This is a genomic window from Pseudomonas sp. Larv2_ips, assembly GCF_963879675.1.
Taxonomy (GTDB): Bacteria; Pseudomonadota; Gammaproteobacteria; order Pseudomonadales; family Pseudomonadaceae; genus Aquipseudomonas.
In genome coordinates this window covers 546,865-570,148 of record NZ_CAWOAW010000031.1, presented here as the reverse complement: position 1 = coordinate 570,148, position 23,284 = coordinate 546,865, and the positions used below count along the sequence as shown (strand labels likewise).

Below are 23,284 nucleotides of genomic sequence, written 5' to 3'. Positions count from 1 at the left end.
GCATGCCGTCAGGCGGCCTTTGCCTCGCCTTCATCCGTTCCTGGAACGGTCTTCACCACGTAGCAGCGCTGGGGCCCTAACCCGGGCAGACGGATCAAGCTGTAGGCCTTGCCGTCACTACCCGGCTCAAGCACGCCGCGTTGCAGCAACTCCTTGTTCACCGCACTGATGTTCATGCCTTTGAATATCTCGGTCCTCCAGGCTTCAGGCAGTACGTAATAGGTGTTGGTGGTGTGCAGGGCGTCGCCCATGCCGTGTTCCAGCGTCTTGCGAAAGCCCAACCGATCAATCGTGCGCGGCCCGTGCTCATCGAGCTTGGCGGCGGCAGATTCCCAGCGGGTAAAGCGGCTTTCTCCAAACCGCTCGATGACCTGGCGCAGCCGCGCCAAGATCGCATCGCCCTCGAAGTTTCCGGCGCCGCCGCGTTCGGCCAGCCACGCATGCAGACACACCCGAGCGGCGGTCGTGGCTGTGCCATCCGGCCAGCCGGTAACACCAAAGGCGGTAGCCAACTCTCCGGCGGCGGCGGCGAGGCCGAAGCGAAGGGCGGCACGCTGCGCCTGACCACTGGCCGAGGCTGGTAGGTTTTGGGTGATGAACTGTTCCACCGTGCGGCGCACGATCACTGTCCACCTGAGCATTTCCCCAGGCGCACACAGTGCGTGCAGGAAAGCGGTGAGGGGCGTGCCGTAATATTTGGCTACTCGGGCCTTGAGCGCATCGGAGAGGGCGGCAGCGTCCTCAAAACCATTCAGCACATCGAACATGCCGAGGCCTTTGCTGGCATCCGCTGGCACGGCGAGCATGCGCACCTCCATACCGGCTTTCAGCTCCTTGTTTGCATCCGCCATGTGCTGCGCCAACGTCTTCTCGCCGGTCGAGAGAAACAGCAAGCGCCACTCCTGCACCTGTCGGCCCGCTTGTCCTCGATCATTCGCCCGGGCCTTGCCGGTGCCGTTGCCGAGCATGTACACCGTCTCGCCAATAATGCGCGGGTCGCACATGCCGATTTCATCCAGTACCAGGAGACCGTCTGAGTGTGCGGCGGCGATGGACTCCAAGGCGTTATCCGTGGAGCGCCACGAGCGCACCAGACGAGGCCCACCATAAACCGAGGCTGCGACTTGCAAGTGAGTGGTCTTGCCGCCGGAGCTGTCGCCGTAGAGGTGGAAGCCGCCCGACTCATGTCCGAGCATATTCAACAGTGGGCCTGCAAAGGCCACAGAGACGACAAACGCTAAGCGGTGGTTGCCAACGCACAGCGCGCCGATTTGTTGCTGCCATTGCTCCAGAGAGCCGGCCTCGCTGATCGGTGGCAGTTGGGCACCGGCTTCATAAAAATGCAGGTGCTCGGAGTGTGAGCCGATCTGCTGTTCGGGCAATAGGAACGCATTGTCGTGCCAGCCCAAGCGTGTCACCAATCGTGCGCGCTGGGCGCTATCGAAGCCGCCGAGGTAACTCTGCAGGTCATTGCGTGCGTTGCGCCCTGATCGGCTTCCGGCAAGGCGCAGGCCCATGTCGACCAGTGGGCCGAGTACATCCTTGCCGAAGTCTCCGGTCATGGTTCGGGCCGGAATGTTCCAACGCTTTTTGGCGCCGTCCGGGTCATCGAACTCGACCAACAAACCCCAGTTGTGGCCCTTGTCGTCGCGAGTGCGGGCGATGATTTCGAGAGGCGAACACACGGGACGCGCCTCGCCATCATCGCCGGAATAAAACACCCCTTCAGGCGTCAGGCGAAAGCCGCCCGGCAACAGATCATTTTTCGATTTCGCAGGGCGTGTGGCGGGCGCATTGGCCTTCTGTTCTTGGGGTTCATTGGGCTCAGCGGCGCCGCCGAAAAACTCACCGCTGCGCACCAGCTCGGTGATGTGGCCAGCGGTCCAGCCTTTGGCTAATGCGTCTGCTGCATCGTCGCCGTCTGCCCATTTTCCACCTTTGACGAGTGTCGGCTTTCCGCCTTTGCTACTGGGCTTGAGCTTGAACACGTCGAGCGCAATTCGTTGGACTGACGCGGCGCCCAGCTCAATCAACTTAAGCTCGATGGCGTCCATGCAGGCCTTGCCGCTGGCATCGTTATCCGGCCACAGCACCACCGTTCGCCCTTTGAGCGGCGTCAGGTCGGCCTTGTGCCAAGAGTTGGAACCGTTCGGCCAGCAGGTGGCGATGTGGTCGGGCATCAGTTCAGCGGCGGCGTCAGCAGCTTTCTCGCCTTCACACAGCACTACATGCGCATCTGAACGCTGTACCAGCTCATCCAGGCGCAGCAAGGGCCGAGGCTCGGGCAATCCCTGCCAGCGCCATTGTGTGGTTTGCCCATCGGAGCGTTTGCACCAGGTCAACGGCGCAAATACCTTTCGTGGTTTGCCGTCTTCATCTGGGCCCAGGTCGAAGCGATACAGCGCCATGACCGGCTGGCCCTTTGCATCGCGATAGATCCACACCTTGGAAGGGGCGCCGTGTTGTCGGTGCTTAGCTGGGCACTTGTTCATGGCCTCGGCCGGGATCGGCTGAATCGCGACCCACTCAGGCACTGCGCTTTTCGTCGGTGCGCTTTTGGTGGTTGCAGATCCTGCGGAAACGTTGAGCAGATCCGCCAGCTTTTTGCAGGCATCAACGTCCGTGCCGCCGTCGATGTAGCGCACCAGGTCGATCAGGTCACCGCCCTTATCGCCGGTGGCAAAATCCGCCCAGGTGCCTTTGCTCAAATTGACCTTGAGCGAGCCTGCTCGTTTGTCCGTGCGCGTTGGATTAGGTGCTGTGTATTCCTTGCCGCCATCAACACGTTTGCCGTTTGGCAGCCAGTGAGTAAGGACGCGGTCGATGTTCTTCAGAGCGGCGCTTTTTACGTCAGCGAAGCTCGGGCGTTTTGATGTGCTGCCGGTGCGCTGAGTCATGGTGCGGTCCTCGACTCAAGCAACGCCTCGTTCACGTCGTCGATCAGCGCCTTCGCCATCTCGCCGAGGTAGAACGCGGGCCAACTAAAACGCTCGCCCGCATCGCTGATGGCGGCGTCGAGGATCAGTTGGTTGGCGTGGTGCAGAATCTGGGAGACGGCTTCAAGTGCGTCCTCCAGCGGGATACCGGCATTCACCCGAAACAGGTTTTGGCCGTTACCGTTGGCAGGGGAAAACTCGGAGCGTCCAAGCGTGCTGGAGTGGGTCACAGAGCACCGCCTTTCTGGCCCATCGGCACAGAGGAGGCATCACCGTACATGGTGAGTGTTTTGATCAAGCCCAAGGTGCCACGCACGTCCCAAATAACGGACGACAGCACGCGGTTGGAAAGCAGGGGTTTATCGCCGTCTAAGTGATCTTCCAGCAGCATGAGAACGGAGTCGGCACGGTCGAGGGCGCAGGTGATGGCATCAATGGGAATACCGGCTTCGGCGTCCTGGCTGACGCAGAGCAAATCCTCGGGTAGTGAAAAGCCTGGGAGCATGCTCATTGGGCACCCCCTGCAGCTTCCAAGGCCCGCGCCTTGGACATATGGGCATTGTAACGGGAGAGACGTGTAGCGAGGCTGGAGTTGGCGTGTAAAGCGGCTAGAGCCATTGCTCGATGAGCGGCGGCGCGAATTTTGGACGGATTGAGGGCGTGTTTCATCTGTGTAGCTCCTTGATTTGAGGAGCTGCCACGTTCGTTACCAAGCGAATGGGTGGCAGCTGTGCGCAGGTTGGTAAACCGGGAATCAAGGAACCCGGCAGGCACGAATGCCTCCCACGCACAGCCGCCATAACACGTAACTGCGGGCACAAAAAAAGCGCCTGCAATCGTAATGGGGGCGCTGTTGCGCCTTGATTTCGTCGGGTTACCAAGCCCGTTCGCTGAATTTGCAGCGACAGCCAGAGAGTAACGCCCGTTTTTTGAAAGTGCAACTGTCCGGAACGCTTGCGGATTTTTTCGATGCGGCATAAATTGATTAGGCATGTAGATTTACCTCAACGCCTCCGGTTGCCGCCGGGGGCGTTTTCGTTTCAGGCATTGGCTTCCCAGCGCAGGGAGAGCAGTGGGAGGAAGTCGCCGTCGAGGCAAGATCGTGCATCTTCGTAAGCGTCGATTTGTTGCCCTTCATCCACGATCACTGCACGCGGGGCTTCGTTGGGTAAAGACAGTGCGCACCAGGTGCCGTCAGCCCATCGCATGACTAGAACTACTCGATTCAGGCGTTTTTGTTGCGTTCTGTGACGCTCAAAACGTTGCATCCACCGCGACGAGAAACCGACTTTTCTGAGTACAGAGAAGGGCTGCAAAATGGCCTTGTTAGCGACACGATTCGTCATGCCGCCACCCGGTCGCGGGCCGCGATACGCGCCCGTGTCCAATTCAAAATTTCGGCTAATACCCAAGCGACCGGAGCCCCACGCGCATTGCTGTCGGTGAGCTTTACCGCTTGCGGAAAGCCGCTCTCTGGCTGGCTCATAAGTTTGTAAACCGTTGCGCGTCCGATACCTGTCAGGGCTATGACTTGATTGATGCGTATCAGCGTGGCGGCCGGATCGAACTGTCCCAGTTCCGTATGAGGCGCGCTGATCGGCAAGCATGCGGATCCGCTAGGGGCCTTTTGGTGACTTTCTCGTGGATTGGAGGGGGCAAGCCCCACAACTTTTGCAGATTGCTTTGGGGCGCTCATCAGGTCCTGTCTCCAGCGGTTTTTGCAGGTGAGCGCAGTTGGGTTTCAAGCCACGCGACCACGTCTTGGGAGCGATAACGAACCCGAGACCCGGTTTTGATATAGGGAAGTGAGTTGCTGCGAGAACTTCGCCAGGCGGCAAGCGTTCGGCTGGACAGACCTAGTGCATTAGCGACTTGGTCGGTAGTGAGCAAACAAGCAGGGGTGAGAGAGGTAGTGGAGTGGTGTGAAGTGTCGTGAGGCTGCATAGCGCGTTTCCTGTCGTAGTTCGTACAGGCCCCAGCTATGTAAACGATTTTCTATTTTTTAAAAGTTTTATTTTTATAGTTTTCGACGCGGATTTTATGGATAAGGCAATTTAATTGAGAAAGATCGCAGCAAAGTTTCAGTTTTTCCCGGGGCTGTCCTACCTTGACCTACTGGTTTTCTATACAGTTAAAAATCGGAGAGTGAGAAATGAAACTCAGTGAAGTCCCGACGAACGGTAGTCCCCTGAGCCCCTTCTGGTAGTCCGATAACAGCGGCCCCTCCTCAGAGTGGGGCGACCAATAATAGATGGCCGCCAGAGGTTTTGGGCGCCTTAGGCGTAACACGCTTTTGACGCGTAACGCATGGTGTACGGATCTCTTTTAATGCGTGTTACGCAATAAATATTCAATAAAATCAATTGGTTGATGGGGTGCGTAACGTGCGTAACACAAGTAACACCGATTTTTGATGGGCGTGCGGTTGGCGTATTCAACCCGCCTTGCCAAACTGTCCCTGAATAATGTTGCCATCTACTAGCTCATCCAGATGATCTGCGTACCACTGCATCATCACTCTGCGCTGAGGCAGGTAAACCGCCTTGTTGTACACCCCTGCTATTCCTTCCTTTGCATGAGAGAGCTGGGCCTCAATGTGATTCTCATCGAAACCCTGCTCATTGAGTATGGTGCTGGCGATGTGACGAAAGCCGTGGCCTGTTTGCCGACCGGCATATCCCAGTCTGCGGAGCGCCATTAGAAAGACAGTGTTGCTACGGGGGATTGTCCTGTCTTTCCTGCCTGGAAATAGGAGAGGGTACGCACCTGTCAGTGTTCGTAACTCAGTGAGTGCTTCGATAGCCTGTCGGGAGAGAGGCACCACATGTTCGCGACGACGTTTCATTCGCTCGGCTGGGATCGTCCATAGCTTTTTGGAGAGGTCAATTTCTGACCAGCGTGCTTCTCGGATTTCGCTCGGGCGCGATGCTAATAAGGAAAGCAAGCGAAGCCCTATACGAACGTCCTTTGCGTGAGGGTAGGAGTTGATCGCTCGAAGTAGCGCAGGCAGTTCTTCAATCGAAACGTGTGCATAGTTTTCAGCGCTACGTGATTGCAGGAATTTGCTGAGACCTTCAAGGGGATTGTGGACGGCTCGTCCTGTTACGCGGGCCAGGTCATAGATCTCTTTGCAAAAGGCACGAACTCGGCCCATTTGTTCAATGATCCCCTTCTGCTCCATGCCGCGTAGAAACTCCATCCATTCCAGGGGCAATATTTCTGTGTACACGCGTTTTCCGAAGACGGGGAACACATGAAGTTCAAGTGCGCCAAGTACCCGTCGAGACGTACCTGATTCCCAGCTTGTGCGTCTGGCCTCAAACCACTCACGACCTAACGCTTCAAAAGTGTTGTTAGCAGCGACCTGGTCTGCAACCTTCCGAGCTTGCTTGCTCACCAATGGATTTTTGCCGGTCGATGCGTCTTCCCGCAGTTGGGCTGCTTTCTGTCTCGCCAAAGAACCACTGATTTCCGGGTATCCGCCGAGGCCTAACCAAGACCATTTGCCGTCTGGCTTTTTATAGCGCAGCTCCCACGATTTTTGCCCGTTAGGTTTTACCCGGAAGTACAAACCATTCCCGTCCTGCTCCCTATACGTAGCGTGCTCAGGCTCGAGGCCTGCAAGCGTGGTGTCTGCTAAGGGGCGGCGTTTGATTTCAGAGCGCTTCACTTCCTGTATGCCTCCAGTTATAGGAATCTCAAAGCATACACGTGGGCATACACGACGGGAAGTTATAGGGGTAGACAGGGACGGATAGCCAGAAACAAGAAAGCCCGCACAGGGCGGGCTTCTTGGGGTGTTTCGTAGACTGTCTGAGACAGCCCGAGACTGCTATATGGTGCACCCGGCGGGATTCGAACCCACGACCCCTGCCTTCGGAGGGCAGTACTCTATCCAGCTGAGCTACGGATGCTTGTGCGGGCGACATCATACCCATGTCGTCCTTGGGCGTCCATGCCGGTCTTTGGCCGTTTATGGGTAGGAATTGGCTGCACAGAGGCCCTGCGCCGGGCGCCGGTGGTCTATGCGGTGGAACGCGGCCGAATCACGCTGATCAGAAAGATTCGGCAAATGCGCCGTTTTCGTTCTTTTTTTCGAACAGACTATTGCCCTGTACCCCCATTGATCCTAGGATTCGTTTGAGATTTCAAACGCTCTGTCTCCCGTGCGCTCTTTCACTCTTGCCGCGCGCTGGGGCTGATTTCCCTGACGGCAGCCCACAAGGCGCCTTTCAACAACTCTAATTCGCTCCGCGTGCGCGCGGTGCTGTTAAGGAAAGCCGACATGCAGCTCAAAGATACCCAGTTGTTCCGCCAACAAGCCTTTATCGATGGCGCTTGGGTCGATGCGGACAACGGTCAAACCATCAAGGTCAACAACCCGGCCACGGGCGAAATTCTCGGCACCGTGCCGAAGATGGGCGCCGCCGAAACCCGCCGCGCCATCGAAGCCGCCGACAAGGCGCTGCCGGCCTGGCGTGCACTGACCGCCAAGGAGCGCGCCAACAAGCTGCGCCGTTGGTTCGAGCTGCTGATCGAAAACCAGGACGACCTCGGTCGCCTGATGACCCTGGAACAAGGCAAGCCGCTGGCCGAAGCCAAGGGCGAAATCGTCTACGCCGCTTCCTTTATCGAGTGGTTCGCCGAAGAAGCCAAGCGCATCTACGGTGATGTGATTCCCGGCCACCAGCCCGACAAGCGCCTGATCGTGATCAAGCAGCCCATCGGTGTGACCGCTGCAATTACCCCGTGGAACTTCCCGGCCGCGATGATCACCCGTAAAGCCGGCCCGGCCCTGGCCGCCGGTTGCACCATGGTGATCAAGCCGGCTTCGCAAACGCCGTTTTCGGCCCTGGCCCTGGTTGAGCTGGCGCACCGTGCCGGTATCCCTAAAGGCGTGCTCAGCGTGGTCACCGGCAGTGCCGGCGACATCGGCGGCGAGCTGACCAGCAACCCGATCGTGCGTAAATTGTCCTTCACCGGCTCCACCGAAATCGGTCGCCAGCTGATGGCCGAATGCGCCAAGGACATCAAGAAGGTCTCGCTGGAACTGGGCGGCAACGCGCCGTTTATTGTGTTCGACGACGCGGACCTGGATAAGGCCGTCGAAGGCGCGATCATTTCCAAATACCGCAACAACGGCCAGACCTGCGTCTGCGCCAACCGCCTGTACATCCAGGATTCGGTGTACGACGCGTTCGCCGAGAAACTCAAAGTGGCCGTGGCCAAACTCAAGATCGGCAACGGTCTGGAAGACGGCACCACGACTGGCCCGCTGATCGACGAAAAAGCCGTGGCCAAGGTTCAGGAGCACATCGCTGATGCCCTGAGCAAAGGCGCCAAGCTGTTGGCCGGTGGCAAGGTGATGGAAGGCAATTTCTTCGAGCCGACCATTCTGGTCGACGTGCCGAAAAATGCCGCCGTGGCGAAGGAAGAAACCTTCGGCCCGCTGGCACCATTGTTCCGCTTCAAAGACGAAGCCGAAGTGATCGCGATGTCCAACGACACCGAGTTTGGCCTGGCTTCCTATTTCTACGCCCGCGACCTGGGCCGTGTGTTCCGTGTGGCTGAAGCCCTGGAATACGGCATGGTCGGCGTCAATACTGGGTTGATCTCCAACGAAGTGGCGCCGTTCGGCGGCATCAAGGCGTCGGGCCTGGGCCGTGAAGGCTCCAAGTACGGGATCGAGGATTACCTGGAAATCAAATACCTCTGCCTGGGCATCTGACCGGCAAGAGCTTGCGGCAAACGCAGAGGGCACGAGAGCGCTGCCCCTTTGCGTGTTTCACACCGTTATTCGTAGTGGCCGGGAAAGCTGTGGCAGTCGATCATCGCATGCTGCCGTAGTTGCCTCCCCGCCACGTATTCCTTGGACCACGCCACCCGATGAGTGGCGAATGAGGACTTTATGAGCAAGACCAACGCATCCCTGATGAAACGCCGCGAAGCCGCTGTACCGCGCGGTGTTGGCCAGATTCACCCGATCTTCGCCGAATCCGCGAAGAACGCCACCGTGACCGACGTTGAAGGTCGCGAGTTCATCGACTTCGCCGGCGGTATCGCGGTGCTGAACACCGGCCACGTGCACCCGAAAATCATCGCCGCCGTGACCGAGCAACTGAACAAGCTGACCCACACCTGCTTCCAGGTTCTGGCCTACGAGCCTTACGTGGAACTGTGCGAAAAAATCAACGCCAAGGTGCCAGGCGACTTCGCCAAGAAAACCCTGCTGGTCACCACCGGTTCCGAAGCGGTTGAAAACGCCGTGAAGATCGCCCGTGCCGCCACTGGCCGTGCCGGCGTGATCGCCTTCACCGGCGCTTACCACGGCCGCACCATGATGACCCTGGGCCTCACCGGCAAAGTCGTACCGTACTCGGCCGGCATGGGCCTGATGCCGGGCGGCGTGTTCCGCGCGCTGTTCCCGAACGAACTGCACGGTGTGAGCGATGACGACGCCATCGCCAGCATCGAACGCATCTTCAAAAACGATGCCGAGCCGCGTGATATCGCTGCCATCATCATCGAGCCGGTGCAGGGCGAGGGCGGTTTCTACGTCGCGCCTAAATCCTTCATGAAGCGCCTGCGCGAACTGTGCGACAAGCACGGCATCCTGCTGATCGCCGACGAAGTGCAAACCGGTGCCGGCCGTACCGGTACGTTCTTCGCCATGGAGCAGATGGGCGTCGCCGCCGACCTGACCACCTTCGCCAAATCCATCGCTGGCGGCTTCCCGTTGGCCGGTGTGTGCGGCAAGGCGGAATACATGGACGCCATCGCCCCAGGCGGCCTGGGCGGCACCTATGCCGGTAGCCCGATCGCGTGCGCCGCTGCGTTGGCGGTGATGGAAGTGTTTGAAGAAGAGCACCTGCTGGACCGCTGCAAGGCTGTCGGCGAGCGCCTGGTGACTGGCCTCAAAGCCATTCAAGCCAAATACCCGGTAATCGGTGAAGTGCGTGCCCTGGGCGCGATGATTGCGGTCGAGCTGTTCGAAGGTGGCGACAGCCACAAGCCGAACGCTGCTGCCGTCGCCTCCGTGGTGGCCAAGGCGCGTGACAAGGGCCTGATCCTGCTGTCCTGCGGCACCTACGGTAACGTATTGCGCGTACTGGTCCCGCTGACCTCGCCGGACGAGCAGTTGGACAAAGGCTTGGCGATCATCGAAGAATGTTTCTCCGAGCTGTAAGCGGAACCTGATTTGATCGACAGAAAAAACCCGCCTCGGCGGGTTTTTTTGTGCCCGATGCAGCACATTCAGGCCTTGTTCATTGTACGTAGGCAGCGTGATTGTCTAAGGTTGCAGCATTGCCGATGGAGCGTGCTGGATGACTGCTGTTGATTTACCGGCTGTACCCCGAGTGTTGATTGCCGAGGCGGACCCTTGGTCGCGGGATCTGCTCAAGCAAGTGCTGTTGAATGTGCGCTGCGACGCACGGCTGGATGTGTGTGCTGATGGGCAGCAAGCAGCCACGCTGTTGCGAGAAAAAACCTACGACCTGATTCTCGCGGATTGGGAGTTGCCCGGCGTCGATGGCCTGAGCCTGCTGCGCAGCGTGCGCCAGAAGCGCCGTTCGCTGCCCTTCATTCTGTTGAGCAGTCGCAATGACAGCGCCAGCGTGCGCGAAGCCTTGCCCCTGGCGCCGACGGCGTACCTGACCAAACCACTGAACATGGAAGGCCTGACCCAGCGCCTGCAAGACCTGCTGCTCAACGAAGGCGAAAGCGTGTACTGCGAAATTGCGCCGCTGGCGCCGGGCATGACGTTGCCGGTGTTCCTGGAGCGCCGCCGCGAAGCCTCTGACGGCGCGCCGTTGCGGGTTGATGTAAAAAACGCCGTGGCGCACAGCCTCACGCCGGATGGCCTGGACCTCGAACGCCTGGAAGACCAGGTGCGCATGGACCCGCAAATAACGGCCGTATTGATCGCCGCCGCCAACAGCGCCGGTCATCACGGCACGCCGGTGCAAACCCTGTCGGCCGCGCTGCACACACTGGCGGCCGGGCAGAGCATGAACCTGATTCTGGGCCTGGCCCTCAAGCACAACGTAGTGCTGGGCGACCCGGCGCTGGTGGCCTATGCCGAGCGCCACTGGCAACTGTCTCAAGACACCGCCGACTATGCCCGCCGCCTGGCGCGCATGCTGGAGCTGGACCACGAGCGCTGCTACAGCGCCGGCATCCTGCACCGGTTGGGCGACTTGGCGTTATTGCGTTGCCTGGAGGACTGGCGCCAGGGCGGCGGGGCGTTGGATGACGAAGCCATTGGCGAGTCTCTGGATACCTACGGTGCGGCCTATGGGTCGGCATTGCGCACACGTTGGCGCTTGCCGTTGGAGCTACGCCAGTTGATTGCGTCGATCTACTCACTCGAAGGCGGGGTGTATTCGCGAGAATCGCTGGTGATGAACCTGGCGGCGCAGATGGCGCGGCTGACCGAGCGTGAAGGGTTGGAAGAGCTGGCCAGCAGCAAAACGGCACGCTTGCTGAGGGTCGGGTTGTCGGAGTTGACTCGAGTACGCAAGGCCTAGCCAGCAACGCGGTCGCGTGTGGGAGCCAGCCCGCTCCCATCGTTTGAGCGGCGTTAACTCGCTATGACGCGGTTCTTGCCTTGGCGTTTGGCCTCGTACATCGCCGCATCAGCGCGCGCGAACAGGCCGTCCAGAGACGCATCTTCTTCGCGCAGGGTGGCCAGGCCCTGGCTGACGGTGACGGTGAATTGCCGCCCTTCGTAGCTGAAACTCAGCGCCTGGATTTCCTTGCCCAACCGCTCGGCCACTTGCAAAGCCATGTGCGGCGCACAACCGGGCAGCACGGCGGCGAATTCTTCGCCACCGATGCGCCCGAACAGGTCGCCACGGCGCAGTACGCTGCGACCGCTCTCGGCGATACGCCGCAACACCTGATCGCCCTCCAGGTGGCCGTAACTGTCATTGACCTCTTTGAAGTCGTCAATGTCCAGCAACAGGAACGCCAGCGGTGTGCCCTGAGCGCAAGCGCTGTCGAAGGCCAGGTTGGCGCATTCGAAAAAGTGCCTGCGATTGCTGCTCTGGGTCAGTACGTCGGTGGTGGCGAGTCGGTGCAGTTCCAACTCCATTTGTTTCTTTTCGGTGATGTCTTCGGCCATGCCGACCACGATCACCGGCTTGCCGGGCTCGACCTGCTGGTTGATATAGCATTTGTCGCTCAGCCAGCGAATCTGCCCGTCGGCGGTAATGATGCGGTACTCGCGGTCCTCCACGGCGCCTTGCTCCAACACGCGGGCGAGGCTGTATTCAGCGTAATCGAGGTCTTCGGGGTGAATGCTGTTGCGCCATTCTCGGTGGTCGGCCAATAGCAGACCGGCCGAACGGCCAAACACTCGCTCGTAGGCCGGGCTCACGTACAGCACTTGGCGCGTTTCCCAATCGATGGCCCACAGCACGGCATTCACGCTGACCAGCAGTGAGCTGAGCAGTTGCTCGCGCTCACTCAGCCGCTCGACTTCACCCTGGGCGTGCATGAGCGCCAACAAGGTTGCCGCCGCAGCCGGGCGGGCAGGCTCAGCTGTGGGGGCATCGGGCAAGTAAGGCTTTTCGTGGACCATCGGTACAACTCTCTCTGGGCGCGCCGCAGGATGGAGCAGCGGTCACTACAAGGGGTCACCATGATGGCGAAGTGTTCTTTGAGAGAGGGGAATTGCGGTGAAGTTCCGTGAACAGCCTGACTAAGAAATGACGTCAGAAACCGGTTGTAGGCCGATTTTCGTGGTGAATAGGTTGGTTTTAGTGATTAGTTTTACGGTGGCGAGGATGCCCCTTGTGGCGAGGGGCTTGCCATGGCGAGCAGGTTTGCCACAGCAAGCCCGCCTGCCAGGGCCAACCCCGCCGCCTTCGGCCAGCCCGCTCGTACGAGCGGGCTGTGAATGCCTGATCAGACCGCTGCAGGACGCAGCGAGTAGGTCTTCAGTTGGTGGGCAAAATCGCGCAGGGACTGAATGCCGCTGGCCTCGGCCTCGTGCACCCATTCCTTGATCGCTGCCAGCATGTCGTGGCCATTGGAGCTGGTTTTCAGCCAGATCTGCTGCAGCGCCAGGCGCTTCTCGTAGATCACGGTGAGCGCATGGCTGTGTTCCAGCAGGCTCTGGATACGCACGTGGTGGCGGTCATCGAGCAAGCTGGTTTCACGCGACAGCAGGCGTTTGGCCCGGTGGAACTGGTGACGCACCGAGTGATCGACCTTTTCCAGCTCTTGCTTGACCAGCGGACCGATTACCAACTTGCGGTACTGGGCCATGATCTGGAAGCGGTTGTTGAGGATCGCCATGGCGGTGTCCATGTCCAGATGGCCTTTGCCTTCGACACGGTGGGCGATGGGGGCAACGCGCTGCACCTTGGCCAGGCGCAGGAAGCTGAAGACTTTGATCCACGCCCAACCCAGGTCGAACTCCCACTTCTTCACCGACAGCTTGGCTGAATTGGGGTAGGTGTGGTGATTGTTGTGCAGCTCTTCGCCGCCGACGATGATGCCCCACGGCACCAGGTTGGTCGCCGCGTCACGGCATTCGAAGTTGCGATAGCCCACGGCATGCCCCAGGCCGTTGATCACGCCGGCAGCCCAGAACGGAATCCACATCATCTGGATCGCCCAGATGGTGATGCCGATGGTGCCGAACAGCAGCAGGTCGATGACGCCCATGATCGCCACGCCCAGCAGCGGGTAAGGCGTATAGATTTTGCGCTCGATCCAGTCGTCCGGGCAGTTTTTGCCGTAGATGCGCAGGGTCTCCGGGTTTTCGGCTTCGGCGCGGTACAGCTCGGCGCCTTTGCGCAACACGGTGGACAGGCCTTTGACGACCGGGCTGTGCGGGTCGTCGACGGTTTCGCATTTGGCGTGGTGTTTGCGGTGGATGGCGGTCCACTCGCGGGTGTTCTGCGCCGTGGTCAGCCACAGCCAGAAGCGGAAGAAGTGTTTCAGGCCGGCATTGAGCTCCAGGGAGCGATGGGCTGAATAGCGGTGTAGATAAACCGTGACCCCAACGATGGTCACGTGGGTCATCAACAGAGTGACTGCCACCAGTTGCCAGGCTGACAAGTCAAGAAAACCGTTGTACCACATAGGCTGTATGGCCCTCAGATAAAGAAAAAAGCAGCTCACGCATTATCACTAAGCCTACAGAGAAAACCAGCCGCCCTTTCAGATAGAAGTGACTGGATGTTTCTTATTCTATAATCCGCAGCCTTTGTAGGGCGATTTTGTTTTTTGGTAAGGATTACTGACCATATGCTGTTTTCATACCGAGGTGCCCTGCGTGTGGGGCTGGTATACCTGCTGGTTTCCATTGCGTGGCTCCAGCTCAGCCATCATCTATTGATCGACTTTCTCGATGACCCTTGGGAATTGGAGCGCTGGCTGCAGGTGCGCGGCTATGTCTGGGTGGGGCTCAGCGCGCTGACCCTGTCGCTGATTTGCGCCCGTTTTGCCCGTGCTCACCAGCTGCAGCAGCCGCTGAAAGAAAACCGCGAGCGCCTGCGCCAGGCGGCTGCCGTGTTCGATTGCACCCGCGAAGGCGTGCTGGTCACCGACGCCCAGGGGCTGATCGTGCACGTCAATCGGGCGTTTATCGAGATCACCGGCTATCGCCGCGAAGATGTCATGGGCGAGCGACCAAGCTTGTTCAAGTCCGGGCGCCATTCGTCGAATTTTTACCAACAGATGTTCCAGACCCTGGAACGCACCGGCGAATGGAGCGGCGAAATCTGGAACCGGCGCAAAAGCGGCGAAATTTATCCACAGTGGCAAACCATCCGCGTCATCCAGGATGACCAAGGCAAGGTCAGCCATTACGTCGCGGTGTTTTCCGATATCAGCGCAATTAAGGATTCCGAGCACGAACTGGCGCACCTCGCCCATCACGACCCGCTCACCGACCTGCCCAACCGCCTGCTGTTCACCGACCGCGCCGAGCAGGCGCTGGCCTCGGCGCAAGTGCACAAACGTGGCTGTGCCTTGTTGTTGCTGGACCTGGATCACTTCAAGATCATCAACGACAGCCTCGGCCATAACGTCGGCGACCAGTTGCTCAAAGCGGTCGGCGAGCGGCTCAAGGGCCTGTTCGGCCCCGGCGTGACCCTGGCGCGCCTGGGCGGCGACGAGTTCGCCGTGCTCGCCGAAAGTTGTCCACAGGTGGTGCAGGCCGCCGCGCTGGCCCAGCGCATGCTCGATGCGATGAAGCAGCCGTTCATCTTTGACGGCCATCAACTGTTTATCAGCGCCAGCATCGGTATCAGCCTGTTCCCCAGCGATGCCCTGAGCGCCCAGCAGTTGCTGCGCAATGCCGATTCCGCGCTGTTCAAAGCCAAGAGTGCCGGGCGCGAAAGCTACGCGCTGTACACCGAAGAGCTGACCGCCCATGCACAGAACCGCGTGGAAATCGCCAGCGAACTGCGCCGCGCCCTCGACCAGCACGAGCTGCGCGTGTATTACCAGCCGGTGCATCACCTGCAGGGCAGCCGCCTGATCGGCGTCGAAGCGCTGGTGCGTTGGCAGCATCCGGAGCGCGGTCTGGTGCCACCCGGCGATTTCATCCCCATCGCCGAACGTACCGGGCTGATTGCCGACATCGACGCCTGGGTCATGGACCAGGCCTGCCGCCAGATGTGCCAATGGCTGGCCGATGGCGCGCCGTTGAGTTTTATCGCGGTGAATGTCTCCAGCCGGCTGTTTGCCCGGCGCGAGCTGTACGAGCAAGTCGCCCAGGTGCTGCACGCCACCGGCCTCGATCCGGCGTTTCTTGAGTTGGAGGTCACCGAAAGCGCGGTAATGGATGATCCGGAAGTTGCCCTTGAGCAGCTGCACCGCCTGCGGGAGCTGGGCTTGCGCCTGGCCATCGACGATTTTGGCACCGGCTATTCGTCACTGCTGCGCCTCAAGCGCCTGCCGGTGCAGAAGCTCAAGATCGACCAGGGTTTTGTCGCCGGGCTGCCATGGGATGAGGACGATGCGGCGATTGTGCGCGTGGTGATCGCCCTGGCGAAAAGCATGGGCATGCAGGTGCACGCCGAAGGCATCGAGCAAGTGGAACAGGCGCGGTTCTTGTTGGAGCAGGCATGCGATATGGGGCAGGGGTACTGGTTTGGGCGGCCGATGCCGGCACAGGAGATTGATTGGCAGCGGGCACCTGCTATCCGATAGGCAAAACTCGGTCAATGTGGGAGCCGGGCTTGCCCGCGATGAGGGCCTTTGAGGCGAAATATTTCGTACCTGACACACCGCCATCGCGGGCAAGCCCGGCTCCCACAGGGTTAAGCAGCGCCGGGGTATCAGTATTTTCAGTACCAAAACCTTCGCAACCCCACGTCCTGCCAGAAAATTCTTTCTGGTTATATAAACATTCTTAAATAGTATTTTTAAGAATATCCGCGCTTATCTACTATCGCCCTCACGCCGCAAGCAGTGCCGCCACTGCCAGGCACTATTCATTTCAGGAGCGAGACCATGAGCGCATCTCTACGTAGCGTCGACGGCCAGGACGAAGCAGCCATTTTGCGTGAGATCCAGAGCGCCTTGCGCGACCTGCGGTTTGGCGCGGTGGAAATCACTGTGCATAACGCCCAAGTGGTCCAGATCGAACGCAAGGAAAAATTCCGTTTGCAGAACCCGGGTAACAAACCGAGCTGAGCAACAACGGCGATTCGCATGCTAGACCCGCAACTATAAGAAAAAGCCAACACCCCAGAATTTCAGGAGCCTTCTATGTCGTCGATTCGCCGTTACGCCCTGGCCGCACTGGCCAGTGCCGTGTTTGCCGGTTCCGCTGTTGCCAAAGACTACGAGTTGCTCAACGTCTCGTATGACCCGACCCGTGAGCTGTACCAGGACTATAACGCTGAGTTCACCACCTTCTGGAAACAGTCCCACCCCGGCGACAACGTCAAGATCCAGCAATCACACGGTGGTTCGGGCAAGCAAGGCCGTGCGGTGATCGACGGCCTGCGCGCCGATGTGGTGACCCTGGCCCTGGCCGGCGACATCGACGAAATCGCCAAATTGGGCAAGACCCTGCCGGAAAACTGGCAAACCCGCCTGCCGGACGCCAGCACGCCCTACACCTCGACCATCGTGTTCCTGGTGCGCAAAGGCAACCCCAAAGGCATCAAGGATTGGGGCGACCTGATCAAGAAAGACGTTTCCGTCATCACCCCGAACCCGAAAACCTCCGGCGGCGCCCGCTGGAACTTCCTCGCCGCCTGGGCCTATGGCCTGAAAGCCGGCGGCAGCGAAGCCAAGGCCCAGGAATACGTGAAGGAGCTGTTCAAGCACGTGCCGATCCTCGACACCGGCGCTCGCGGTTCGACCATCACTTTCGTCAACAACGGTCAGGGTGACGTGTTGCTGGCCTGGGAAAACGAAGCGTTTCTGGCGCTGAAAGAAGACGGCGGCGCCGACAAGTTCGACATCGTTGTACCTTCGCTGTCGATCCTCGCCGAGCCGCCAGTGGCCGTGGTCGACAAGAACGCCGAGAAAAAGGGCAACACCGAAATCGCCACCGAATACCTCAAGCACCTGTACAGCCCCGCTGGCCAGGAGATTGCGGCGAAAAACTTCTACCGCCCACGCGATGAGAAAGTCGCCGCCAAATACGCCCAGCAGTTCCCGAAACTGGACCTGGTGACTATCGACAAAGACTTCGGCGGCTGGAAAACTGCCCAACCGAAATTCTTCAATGACGGTGGCGTGTTCGACCAGATCTATTCGGCGCAGTAAGCCAAATTAAACTGTAGGAGCCTGATTTTCTGTAGGCGCTGGGCTTCTGTGGGAGCTGGCTTGCCTGCGATAGCATCACCGCGGTGTGTCTGACACACCGAGGTGCCTGCATCGCGGGCAAGCCCGGCTCCCACAGTAAAACCAGCCCCCACAGAGAGTGCGCTCCTACAGTGGTTTCTACCCTTTAACCAAGGACTCTTATGTCGCGTCGTATTTCCCCCGTCATACCCGGCTTCGGGCTGACGCTGGGCTACACCGTGGTGTACCTCAGCCTGATCGTACTCATCCCCCTGGCGGCGATGTTTGTACATGCCGCTCAACTCACTTGGGATCAGTTCTGGAACATCATCTCGGCACCGCGTGTGCTGGCGGCGTTGAAATTGAGCTTCGGCACGGCGCTGTATGCCGCCATCATCAACGGCGTGATCGGTACGCTGCTGGCCTGGGTGTTGGTGCGCTACACCTTCCCCGGCCGCAAAATCATCGATGCGATGATCGACCTGCCTTTCGCCCTGCCCACCGCCGTCGCCGGTATCGCACTGACTGCGCTCTACACGCCCACCGGCCTGGTCGGCCAGTTCGCCGCGGACCTGGGCTTCAAAATCGCTTACACCCCGCTGGGCATCACCCTGGCGCTGACCTTCGTCACGCTGCCATTCGTGGTGCGCACGGTGCAGCCGGTGTTGGCCGATATCCCCCGGGAAATCGAAGAAGCCGCCGCCTGCCTGGGCGCCAAGCCATTGCAGGTGTTCCGCTACATCCTCGTGCCTGCGTTGCTGCCCGCCTGGCTGACCGGCTTCGCACTGGCCTTCGCCCGAGGCGTTGGTGAATACGGCTCGGTGATTTTCATCGCAGGCAACATGCCGATGAAAACCGAAATCCTGCCGCTGCTGATCATGGTCAAGCTCGACCAGTACGACTACCACGGCGCCACCTCCATCGGTGTGCTGATGCTGGTGGTTTCCTTTGTTTTGCTGCTGCTGATCAACTTGCTGCAGCGGCGCATCGAACACCCATAAGGAGGCGCGGAACATGTCCCAATCGTCTATTTCCGCCGCGTCTTCGGCCAACGCCGCCCGTCGTGGCAGCGCAGTGTCGCGACGCATCCTGATCAGCCTCGGCTGGCTGGTGTTCTTCCTGTTCCTGCTGCTGCCGCTGTTTATCGTGGTGTCCCAGGGTTTGAAAAACGGCCTTGGCGCGTTCTTCACCGCGATCCTGGAACCCGATGCGCTGTCGGCACTGAAGCTGACGGTGATCGCCGTGGTGATTTCGGTGCCGCTCAACGTGGTGTTCGGCGTCAGCGCCGCCTGGTGCGTGAGCAAATACTCGTTCCGTGGCAAGAGCATTCTGGTCACGCTGATCGACCTGCCATTCTCTGTGTCGCCGGTGATTGCCGGTCTGGTCTACGTGCTGATGTTCGGCGCCCAGGGTTTTTTCGGCCCGTGGTTGCAAGATCACGACATCCAGATCGTCTTCGCCTTGCCGGGCATTGTGCTGGCGACCATCTTCGTGACGGTGCCGTTCGTGGCCCGTGAACTGATCCCGCTGATGCAGGAGCAGGGCACCCAGGAAGAAGAGGCCGCGCGCCTGCTCGGTGCCAATGGCTGGCAGATGTTCTGGCACGTGACCGTGCCGAACATCAAGTGGGGCCTGATCTACGGCGTGGTGCTGTGTACCGCACGGGCGATGGGTGAGTTCGGCGCGGTGTCGGTGGTGTCCGGCCACATTCGCGGCGTGACCAACACCCTGCCGCTGCACGTCGAGATCCTCTACAACGAATACAACCACGTTGCCGCGTTTGCCGTCGCGAGCCTGTTGCTGATCCTGGCGCTCTTCATCCTGCTGCTCAAGCAGTGGAGCGAGAACCGTATCAACCGCCTGCGCAAAAGCGCCGGTGAGGAATAAGTCATGTCGATTGAAGTCCGTAATGTCAGCAAGAATTTCAACGCCTTCAAGGCCCTGAACAGCATCAATCTGGACATCCAGAGTGGCGAGCTGGTGGCGTTGCTGGGCCCGTCCGGCTGCGGCAAGACCACCTTGCTGCGCATCATTGCCGGCCTGGAAACTCCGGATGACGGCAGCATCGTGTTCCACGGTGAAGACGTGTCCGGCCACGACGTGCGTGATCGCAACGTGGGGTTTGTGTTCCAGCACTACGCGTTGTTCCGCCACATGACCGTGTTCGACAACGTCGCTTTCGGCCTGCGCATGAAACCGAAAAACCAGCGCCCGAACGAAAGCCAGATTGCGGTCAAGGTTCACGAGCTGCTGAACATGGTGCAACTGGATTGGCTGTCTGATCGCTACCCGGAACAACTCTCCGGTGGCCAGCGCCAGCGTATCGCCCTGGCCCGCGCCCTGGCGGTCGAGCCCAAAGTGCTGCTGCTGGACGAACCGTTCGGCGCCCTCGACGCCAAGGTGCGTAAAGAGCTGCGCCGCTGGCTGGCGCGTCTGCACGAAGACATCAACCTGACCTCGGTGTTCGTGACCCACGACCAGGAAGAGGCCATGGAAGTCGCCGACCGCATTGTGGTGATGAACAAGGGCGTGATCGAACAGATCGGTTCACCGGGCGAAGTCTACGAAAACCCGGCCAGCGATTTTGTGTACCACTTCCTGGGTGATTCCAACCGCCTGCATCTGGGCGAGGACAAGCACGTGCTGTTCCGCCCGCATGAAGTGTCGTTGTCGCGCCATGAACTGGAAGATCACCACGCGGCTGAAGTGCGTGATATTCGGCCGTTGGGCGCTACCACTCGGGTAACGCTGAAGGTCGAAGGCCAAAGCGAGCTGATCGAAGCTGAAGTGGTAAAGGACCACGACAGCCTGACGGGCCTGGCGCGTGGCGAGACCCTGTTCTTCAAGCCCAAGGTCTGGCAAAAAGCTTGAAGACACCGCAATACCCATGCGGGAGCGGGCTTGTGTGGGAGCCGCTTGCCTGCGATAGCATCACTGCGGTGTGACTGACACGCCGAGGTGCCTGCATCGCAGGCAAGCCAGCTCCCACATTCAGACCTTGCTCGGCTTTAGATCGCGGCGTTCTACCGGGCCGGACCGCGCCTCAATCTGTTCCTTGAGGTCATGCCGCAACCCCAGCAAAAACGCCAACTCCGCGACCACAAACAGTGGTCCGACGATCAGCCCCGACACGTCGTCCACAAACGCGGGCTTCCTGCCCTCGTAATAGTGGCCGATAAACTGAATCACCCAGCCCACCACAAACATCCCTATGCCGCTGCTGAGCCACACCAGCGTGCTCTGCGCCGCCAACACGTGCCCGGCCCAGACCGACAAGCCCATCAGCAGCGTCATCAGCACGCCCAGCGCCAGTTCCAGGCGCAGGTAAAACCCGGCCGAGAACAACGCGAGGATCACCGCTGGAGATATCCACAAGCTGCCGACCGGCCATTCAGGACGTGAAAGCAGCACCGCCACGGCGACGACGATTAACGGGATGCCGACAAAGTGGCTGGCGATATTGCGCGGGTCGCGGTGGTAGGCGGCGTATTGACTGAGGTGCTCGACGAGGCTTTTCATTGTTGTTCCTCCTGTAGGATGCTTGATCATGCCTTGCCGGCCTGTGACTGACTGTCAGCTGGGCGACAATCTTCGGAGTTCGCATGGACACAGAGAAATGGCGCTCGCAGCTGGCCAGCGGTCATTGGTTCAGTCACTTGCCTGCCTCTTTTCAGCATAGCCTGCTGACCAGTGCCCGGCAGCGCCAGCTGGCGGCGGGGCAATACCTGTTCAAGCGCGGCGACCCGCCTTGTGGCCTGTATGCCGTGCTCGACGGCACGCTGCGCATCAGCGCGGTGAACGAACACGGCAAGGAAGCGCTGTTGAGCCTGGTAGAGCGGCCATATTGGTTCGGCGAAATCTGCCTGTTCGACGGCTTGCCGCGTACCCACGATGCCTGCGCGGTGGGGCCGTGCACGCTGTTGCAGGTGCCGCAGCAGGCGTTGCTGAACATCCTTGACGAGTCCCCGCCGTACTGGCGCGACCTGGCTTTGCTGATGAGCCAGAAACTGCGCCTGAGTTTTATCAATATCGAGCACCTGAGCCTGATGCCGGCCTCGGTGCGGCTGGCGCACCGTTTACTGATGATTGTTGAAGGTTACGGCGATACCGAGCAGTCAAAACGCGTGCTGCAACTGCCCCAGGAAGACCTGGCGGCGATGTTGAGCCTGTCACGCCAGACCACCAACGCCTTGCTCAAGGACTTGCAAGCCCAAGGCGTCGTGCGCCTGGGCTATGGGGAAATTGAAATCCTCGATGCTCATCGCTTGCGTGAGGCGGCGCACACCTGAGGGTGTTAGCCTGCAAGCCTGATCAATCGAGGTGTGTTATGCGCGTGCTGTTAGTGGAACATGAAACCGAAGAGGCACAGCGGATGGCCCGAGGTTTGAACGAGGCCGGCTACACCGTGGAGGTCGCAGCCAATGGCATGGCGGCCTTGCGCTTCGTGGAGAGTACCGAGTACGAGCTGGTGATTCTGGATGTGATGCTGCCGGGCTTGAACGCCTGGAAGTTGCAGCAGGCTATTCGGTTGAAGGGCGAGACGCCGGTGTTGTTCCTGACCACGCCGGGCGGGATTGAAGACCGGCTGCGCGGGTTGGAATTGCATGAAGATGATTATTTGCTCAAGCCGTTTGATGCCAAGGCGCTGGCGGCGCGGGCAAGAAAGTTACTGCGCCGCGATCGTGGGCGCTGATTGATCCAGGATGTGCATGGCCTGATCCACCGCCTTCGCGAGCAAGCCCGCTCCCACCTTCGACTGTATTCACACATCAAAATGTGGGAGGGGGCTTGCCCCCGAAGGCGCTGATTGATTCAGGACTTGCATGGCCTGATTCACTGCCTTCGCGAGCAAGCCCGCTCCCACCTTTGACTGCATTCACACATCAAAAATGTGGGAGGGGGCTTGCCCCCGAAGGCGCTGATTGATCCAGGATTGCATGGCCGGATCCACCGCCTTCGCGAGCAAGCCCGCTCCCACTTTTGACTGCATTCACATATCAAAATGTGGGAGGGGGCTTGCCCCCGAAGGCGCTGATTGAGCCAGGATTGCATGGCCTGATCCACCGCCTTCGCGAGCAAGCCCGCTCCCACCTTTGACTGCATTCACACATCAAAATGTGGGAGGAGGCTTGCCCCCGAAGGCGCTGATTGATCCAGGATTGCATGGCCTGATCCACCGCCTTCGCGGGCAAGCCCGCTCCCACCTTTGACTGCATTCACACATGAAAATGTGGGAGGAGGCTTGCCCCGGAAGGCGCTGATTGATCCAGGGTTGCATGGCCTGATCCACTGCCTTCGCGGGCAAGCCCGCTCCCACTTTTGCCTGCATTCACACATCAAAAATGTGGGAGGGGGCTTGCCCCCGAAGGCGCTGATTGAGCCAGGATTGCATGGCCTGATCCACCGCCTTCGCGAGCAAGCCCGCTCCCACCTTTGACTGCATTCACACATCAAAATTTGGGAGGGGGCTTGCCCCCGAAGGCGCTGATTGGTCCAGGATTGCCCGGCCTGATCCACCGCCTTCGCGGGCAAGCCCGCTCCCACTTTTGGCTGCATTCACAGGTCAAAATGTGGGAGGGGGCTTGCCC

At 59.8% G+C, this 23,284-nt stretch carries 22 protein-coding genes and 1 tRNA gene; 11 read left to right on the top strand and 12 right to left on the bottom strand.

From position 1 onward, the window contains the following. Positions 1–8: 8 nt before the first annotated feature. The 9 genes from AACV02_RS28140 to AACV02_RS28100 all read right to left on the bottom strand — a co-directional run bounded on the left by AACV02_RS28140 (position 9) and on the right by AACV02_RS28100 (position 6,850). Positions 9–2,897, bottom strand: a complete 2,889-nt coding sequence (locus tag AACV02_RS28140) for a DUF927 domain-containing protein (protein WP_119738281.1) — start codon at positions 2,895–2,897, stop codon at positions 9–11. Then, positions 2,894–3,166, bottom strand: coding sequence for a DUF3077 domain-containing protein (locus tag AACV02_RS28135; RefSeq protein WP_119738278.1), 273 nt, complete (start codon positions 3,164–3,166; stop codon positions 2,894–2,896). Before AACV02_RS28135 ends, AACV02_RS28140 begins: the two co-directional genes overlap by 4 nt. Beyond that, a complete protein-coding gene (locus AACV02_RS28130) occupies positions 3,163–3,447 on the bottom strand; it encodes a hypothetical protein (RefSeq protein ID WP_060548259.1) in 285 nt (94 codons plus the stop codon). The genes AACV02_RS28135 and AACV02_RS28130 overlap by 4 nt, the downstream gene beginning before the upstream one ends. Then, positions 3,444–3,929: a hypothetical protein gene (locus AACV02_RS28125; protein ID WP_157986812.1), complete on the bottom strand. Its 486-nt coding sequence runs from the start codon at positions 3,927–3,929 to the stop codon at positions 3,444–3,446. The genes AACV02_RS28130 and AACV02_RS28125 overlap by 4 nt, the downstream gene beginning before the upstream one ends. Before the next feature lie 47 nt (positions 3,930–3,976). Next, a complete protein-coding gene (locus AACV02_RS28120; RefSeq protein WP_119738276.1) occupies positions 3,977–4,282 on the bottom strand; it encodes a hypothetical protein in 306 nt (101 codons plus the stop codon). Beyond that, positions 4,279–4,539 carry a helix-turn-helix transcriptional regulator gene (locus AACV02_RS28115; RefSeq protein WP_256680474.1) on the bottom strand — a complete coding sequence of 87 codons (261 nt, stop codon included), beginning with the start codon at positions 4,537–4,539 and terminating at the stop codon, positions 4,279–4,281. The genes AACV02_RS28120 and AACV02_RS28115 overlap by 4 nt, the downstream gene beginning before the upstream one ends. 92 nt (positions 4,540–4,631) lie before the next feature. Continuing rightward, positions 4,632–4,880, bottom strand: a complete 249-nt coding sequence (locus AACV02_RS28110; protein WP_116079674.1) for a helix-turn-helix domain-containing protein — start codon at positions 4,878–4,880, stop codon at positions 4,632–4,634. A gap of 490 nt (positions 4,881–5,370) precedes the next feature. Beyond that, a complete protein-coding gene (locus AACV02_RS28105; RefSeq protein WP_119738272.1) occupies positions 5,371–6,606 on the bottom strand; it encodes a tyrosine-type recombinase/integrase in 1,236 nt (411 codons plus the stop codon). Between the two features lie 167 nt (positions 6,607–6,773). Continuing rightward, positions 6,774–6,850, bottom strand: a tRNA-Arg gene (locus AACV02_RS28100). Between the two features lie 371 nt (positions 6,851–7,221). On the opposite strand from AACV02_RS28100, the gene gabD reads away from it, so the two are divergent. From gabD to AACV02_RS28085, 3 genes are all read left to right on the top strand, one after another. Then, positions 7,222–8,664: an NADP-dependent succinate-semialdehyde dehydrogenase gene (gene gabD / locus AACV02_RS28095; RefSeq protein WP_095186318.1), complete on the top strand. Its 1,443-nt coding sequence runs from the start codon at positions 7,222–7,224 to the stop codon at positions 8,662–8,664. A 180-nt stretch (positions 8,665–8,844) separates the two neighbouring features. Next, positions 8,845–10,122 (top strand): 4-aminobutyrate--2-oxoglutarate transaminase, encoded by a 1,278-nt coding sequence (gene gabT / locus AACV02_RS28090; RefSeq protein WP_106577350.1) that lies wholly within the window; start codon positions 8,845–8,847, stop codon positions 10,120–10,122. A gap of 139 nt (positions 10,123–10,261) precedes the next feature. Further along, positions 10,262–11,464 carry an HDOD domain-containing protein gene (locus AACV02_RS28085; RefSeq protein WP_119738270.1) on the top strand — a complete coding sequence of 401 codons (1,203 nt, stop codon included), beginning with the start codon at positions 10,262–10,264 and terminating at the stop codon, positions 11,462–11,464. Between the two features lie 53 nt (positions 11,465–11,517). Here the strand turns inward: AACV02_RS28085 and AACV02_RS28080 are convergent, their stop codons facing one another. Next, positions 11,518–12,519 carry a sensor domain-containing diguanylate cyclase gene (locus AACV02_RS28080; protein WP_106577352.1) on the bottom strand — a complete coding sequence of 334 codons (1,002 nt, stop codon included), beginning with the start codon at positions 12,517–12,519 and terminating at the stop codon, positions 11,518–11,520. A 326-nt stretch (positions 12,520–12,845) separates the two neighbouring features. Further along, positions 12,846–14,030 carry a delta-9 fatty acid desaturase DesA gene (desA, locus tag AACV02_RS28075; RefSeq protein ID WP_119738268.1) on the bottom strand — a complete coding sequence of 395 codons (1,185 nt, stop codon included), beginning with the start codon at positions 14,028–14,030 and terminating at the stop codon, positions 12,846–12,848. Positions 14,031–14,195: 165 nt separating this feature from the next. Between desA and dibA the strand changes: the two genes are divergently transcribed. From dibA to AACV02_RS28045, 6 genes are all read left to right on the top strand, one after another. Beyond that, positions 14,196–16,106, top strand: coding sequence for a phosphodiesterase DibA (gene dibA / locus AACV02_RS28070; protein WP_106577354.1), 1,911 nt, complete (start codon positions 14,196–14,198; stop codon positions 16,104–16,106). A gap of 303 nt (positions 16,107–16,409) precedes the next feature. Next, entirely contained in the window at positions 16,410–16,592 is a 183-nt protein-coding gene (oscA, locus tag AACV02_RS28065; RefSeq protein WP_003170956.1) for a sulfur starvation response protein OscA, read from the top strand. 75 nt (positions 16,593–16,667) lie between these two features. Continuing rightward, positions 16,668–17,678 (top strand): sulfate ABC transporter substrate-binding protein, encoded by a 1,011-nt coding sequence (locus AACV02_RS28060; protein WP_106577355.1) that lies wholly within the window; start codon positions 16,668–16,670, stop codon positions 17,676–17,678. Positions 17,679–17,878: 200 nt separating this feature from the next. Then, entirely contained in the window at positions 17,879–18,697 is an 819-nt protein-coding gene (cysT, locus tag AACV02_RS28055; RefSeq protein ID WP_003218141.1) for a sulfate ABC transporter permease subunit CysT, read from the top strand. Positions 18,698–18,710: 13 nt separating this feature from the next. Further along, a complete protein-coding gene (gene cysW / locus AACV02_RS28050; protein WP_003218139.1) occupies positions 18,711–19,583 on the top strand; it encodes a sulfate ABC transporter permease subunit CysW in 873 nt (290 codons plus the stop codon). A 3-nt stretch (positions 19,584–19,586) separates the two neighbouring features. Then, entirely contained in the window at positions 19,587–20,567 is a 981-nt protein-coding gene (locus AACV02_RS28045) for a sulfate/molybdate ABC transporter ATP-binding protein (protein ID WP_106577357.1), read from the top strand. A 120-nt stretch (positions 20,568–20,687) separates the two neighbouring features. Here the strand turns inward: AACV02_RS28045 and AACV02_RS28040 are convergent, their stop codons facing one another. Continuing rightward, positions 20,688–21,215: an Mpo1 family 2-hydroxy fatty acid dioxygenase gene (locus AACV02_RS28040; protein WP_106577358.1), complete on the bottom strand. Its 528-nt coding sequence runs from the start codon at positions 21,213–21,215 to the stop codon at positions 20,688–20,690. 83 nt (positions 21,216–21,298) lie between these two features. Between AACV02_RS28040 and AACV02_RS28035 the strand changes: the two genes are divergently transcribed. Both AACV02_RS28035 and AACV02_RS28030 read left to right on the top strand, forming a co-directional pair. Beyond that, the gene (locus AACV02_RS28035) at positions 21,299–21,985 is read left to right on the top strand and encodes a Crp/Fnr family transcriptional regulator (RefSeq protein WP_119738266.1); all 687 of its coding nucleotides are present in this window, start codon (positions 21,299–21,301) and stop codon (positions 21,983–21,985) included. 38 nt (positions 21,986–22,023) lie between these two features. Then, a complete protein-coding gene (locus AACV02_RS28030) occupies positions 22,024–22,389 on the top strand; it encodes a response regulator (RefSeq protein WP_119738264.1) in 366 nt (121 codons plus the stop codon). Positions 22,390–23,284: the final 895 nt, after the last annotated feature.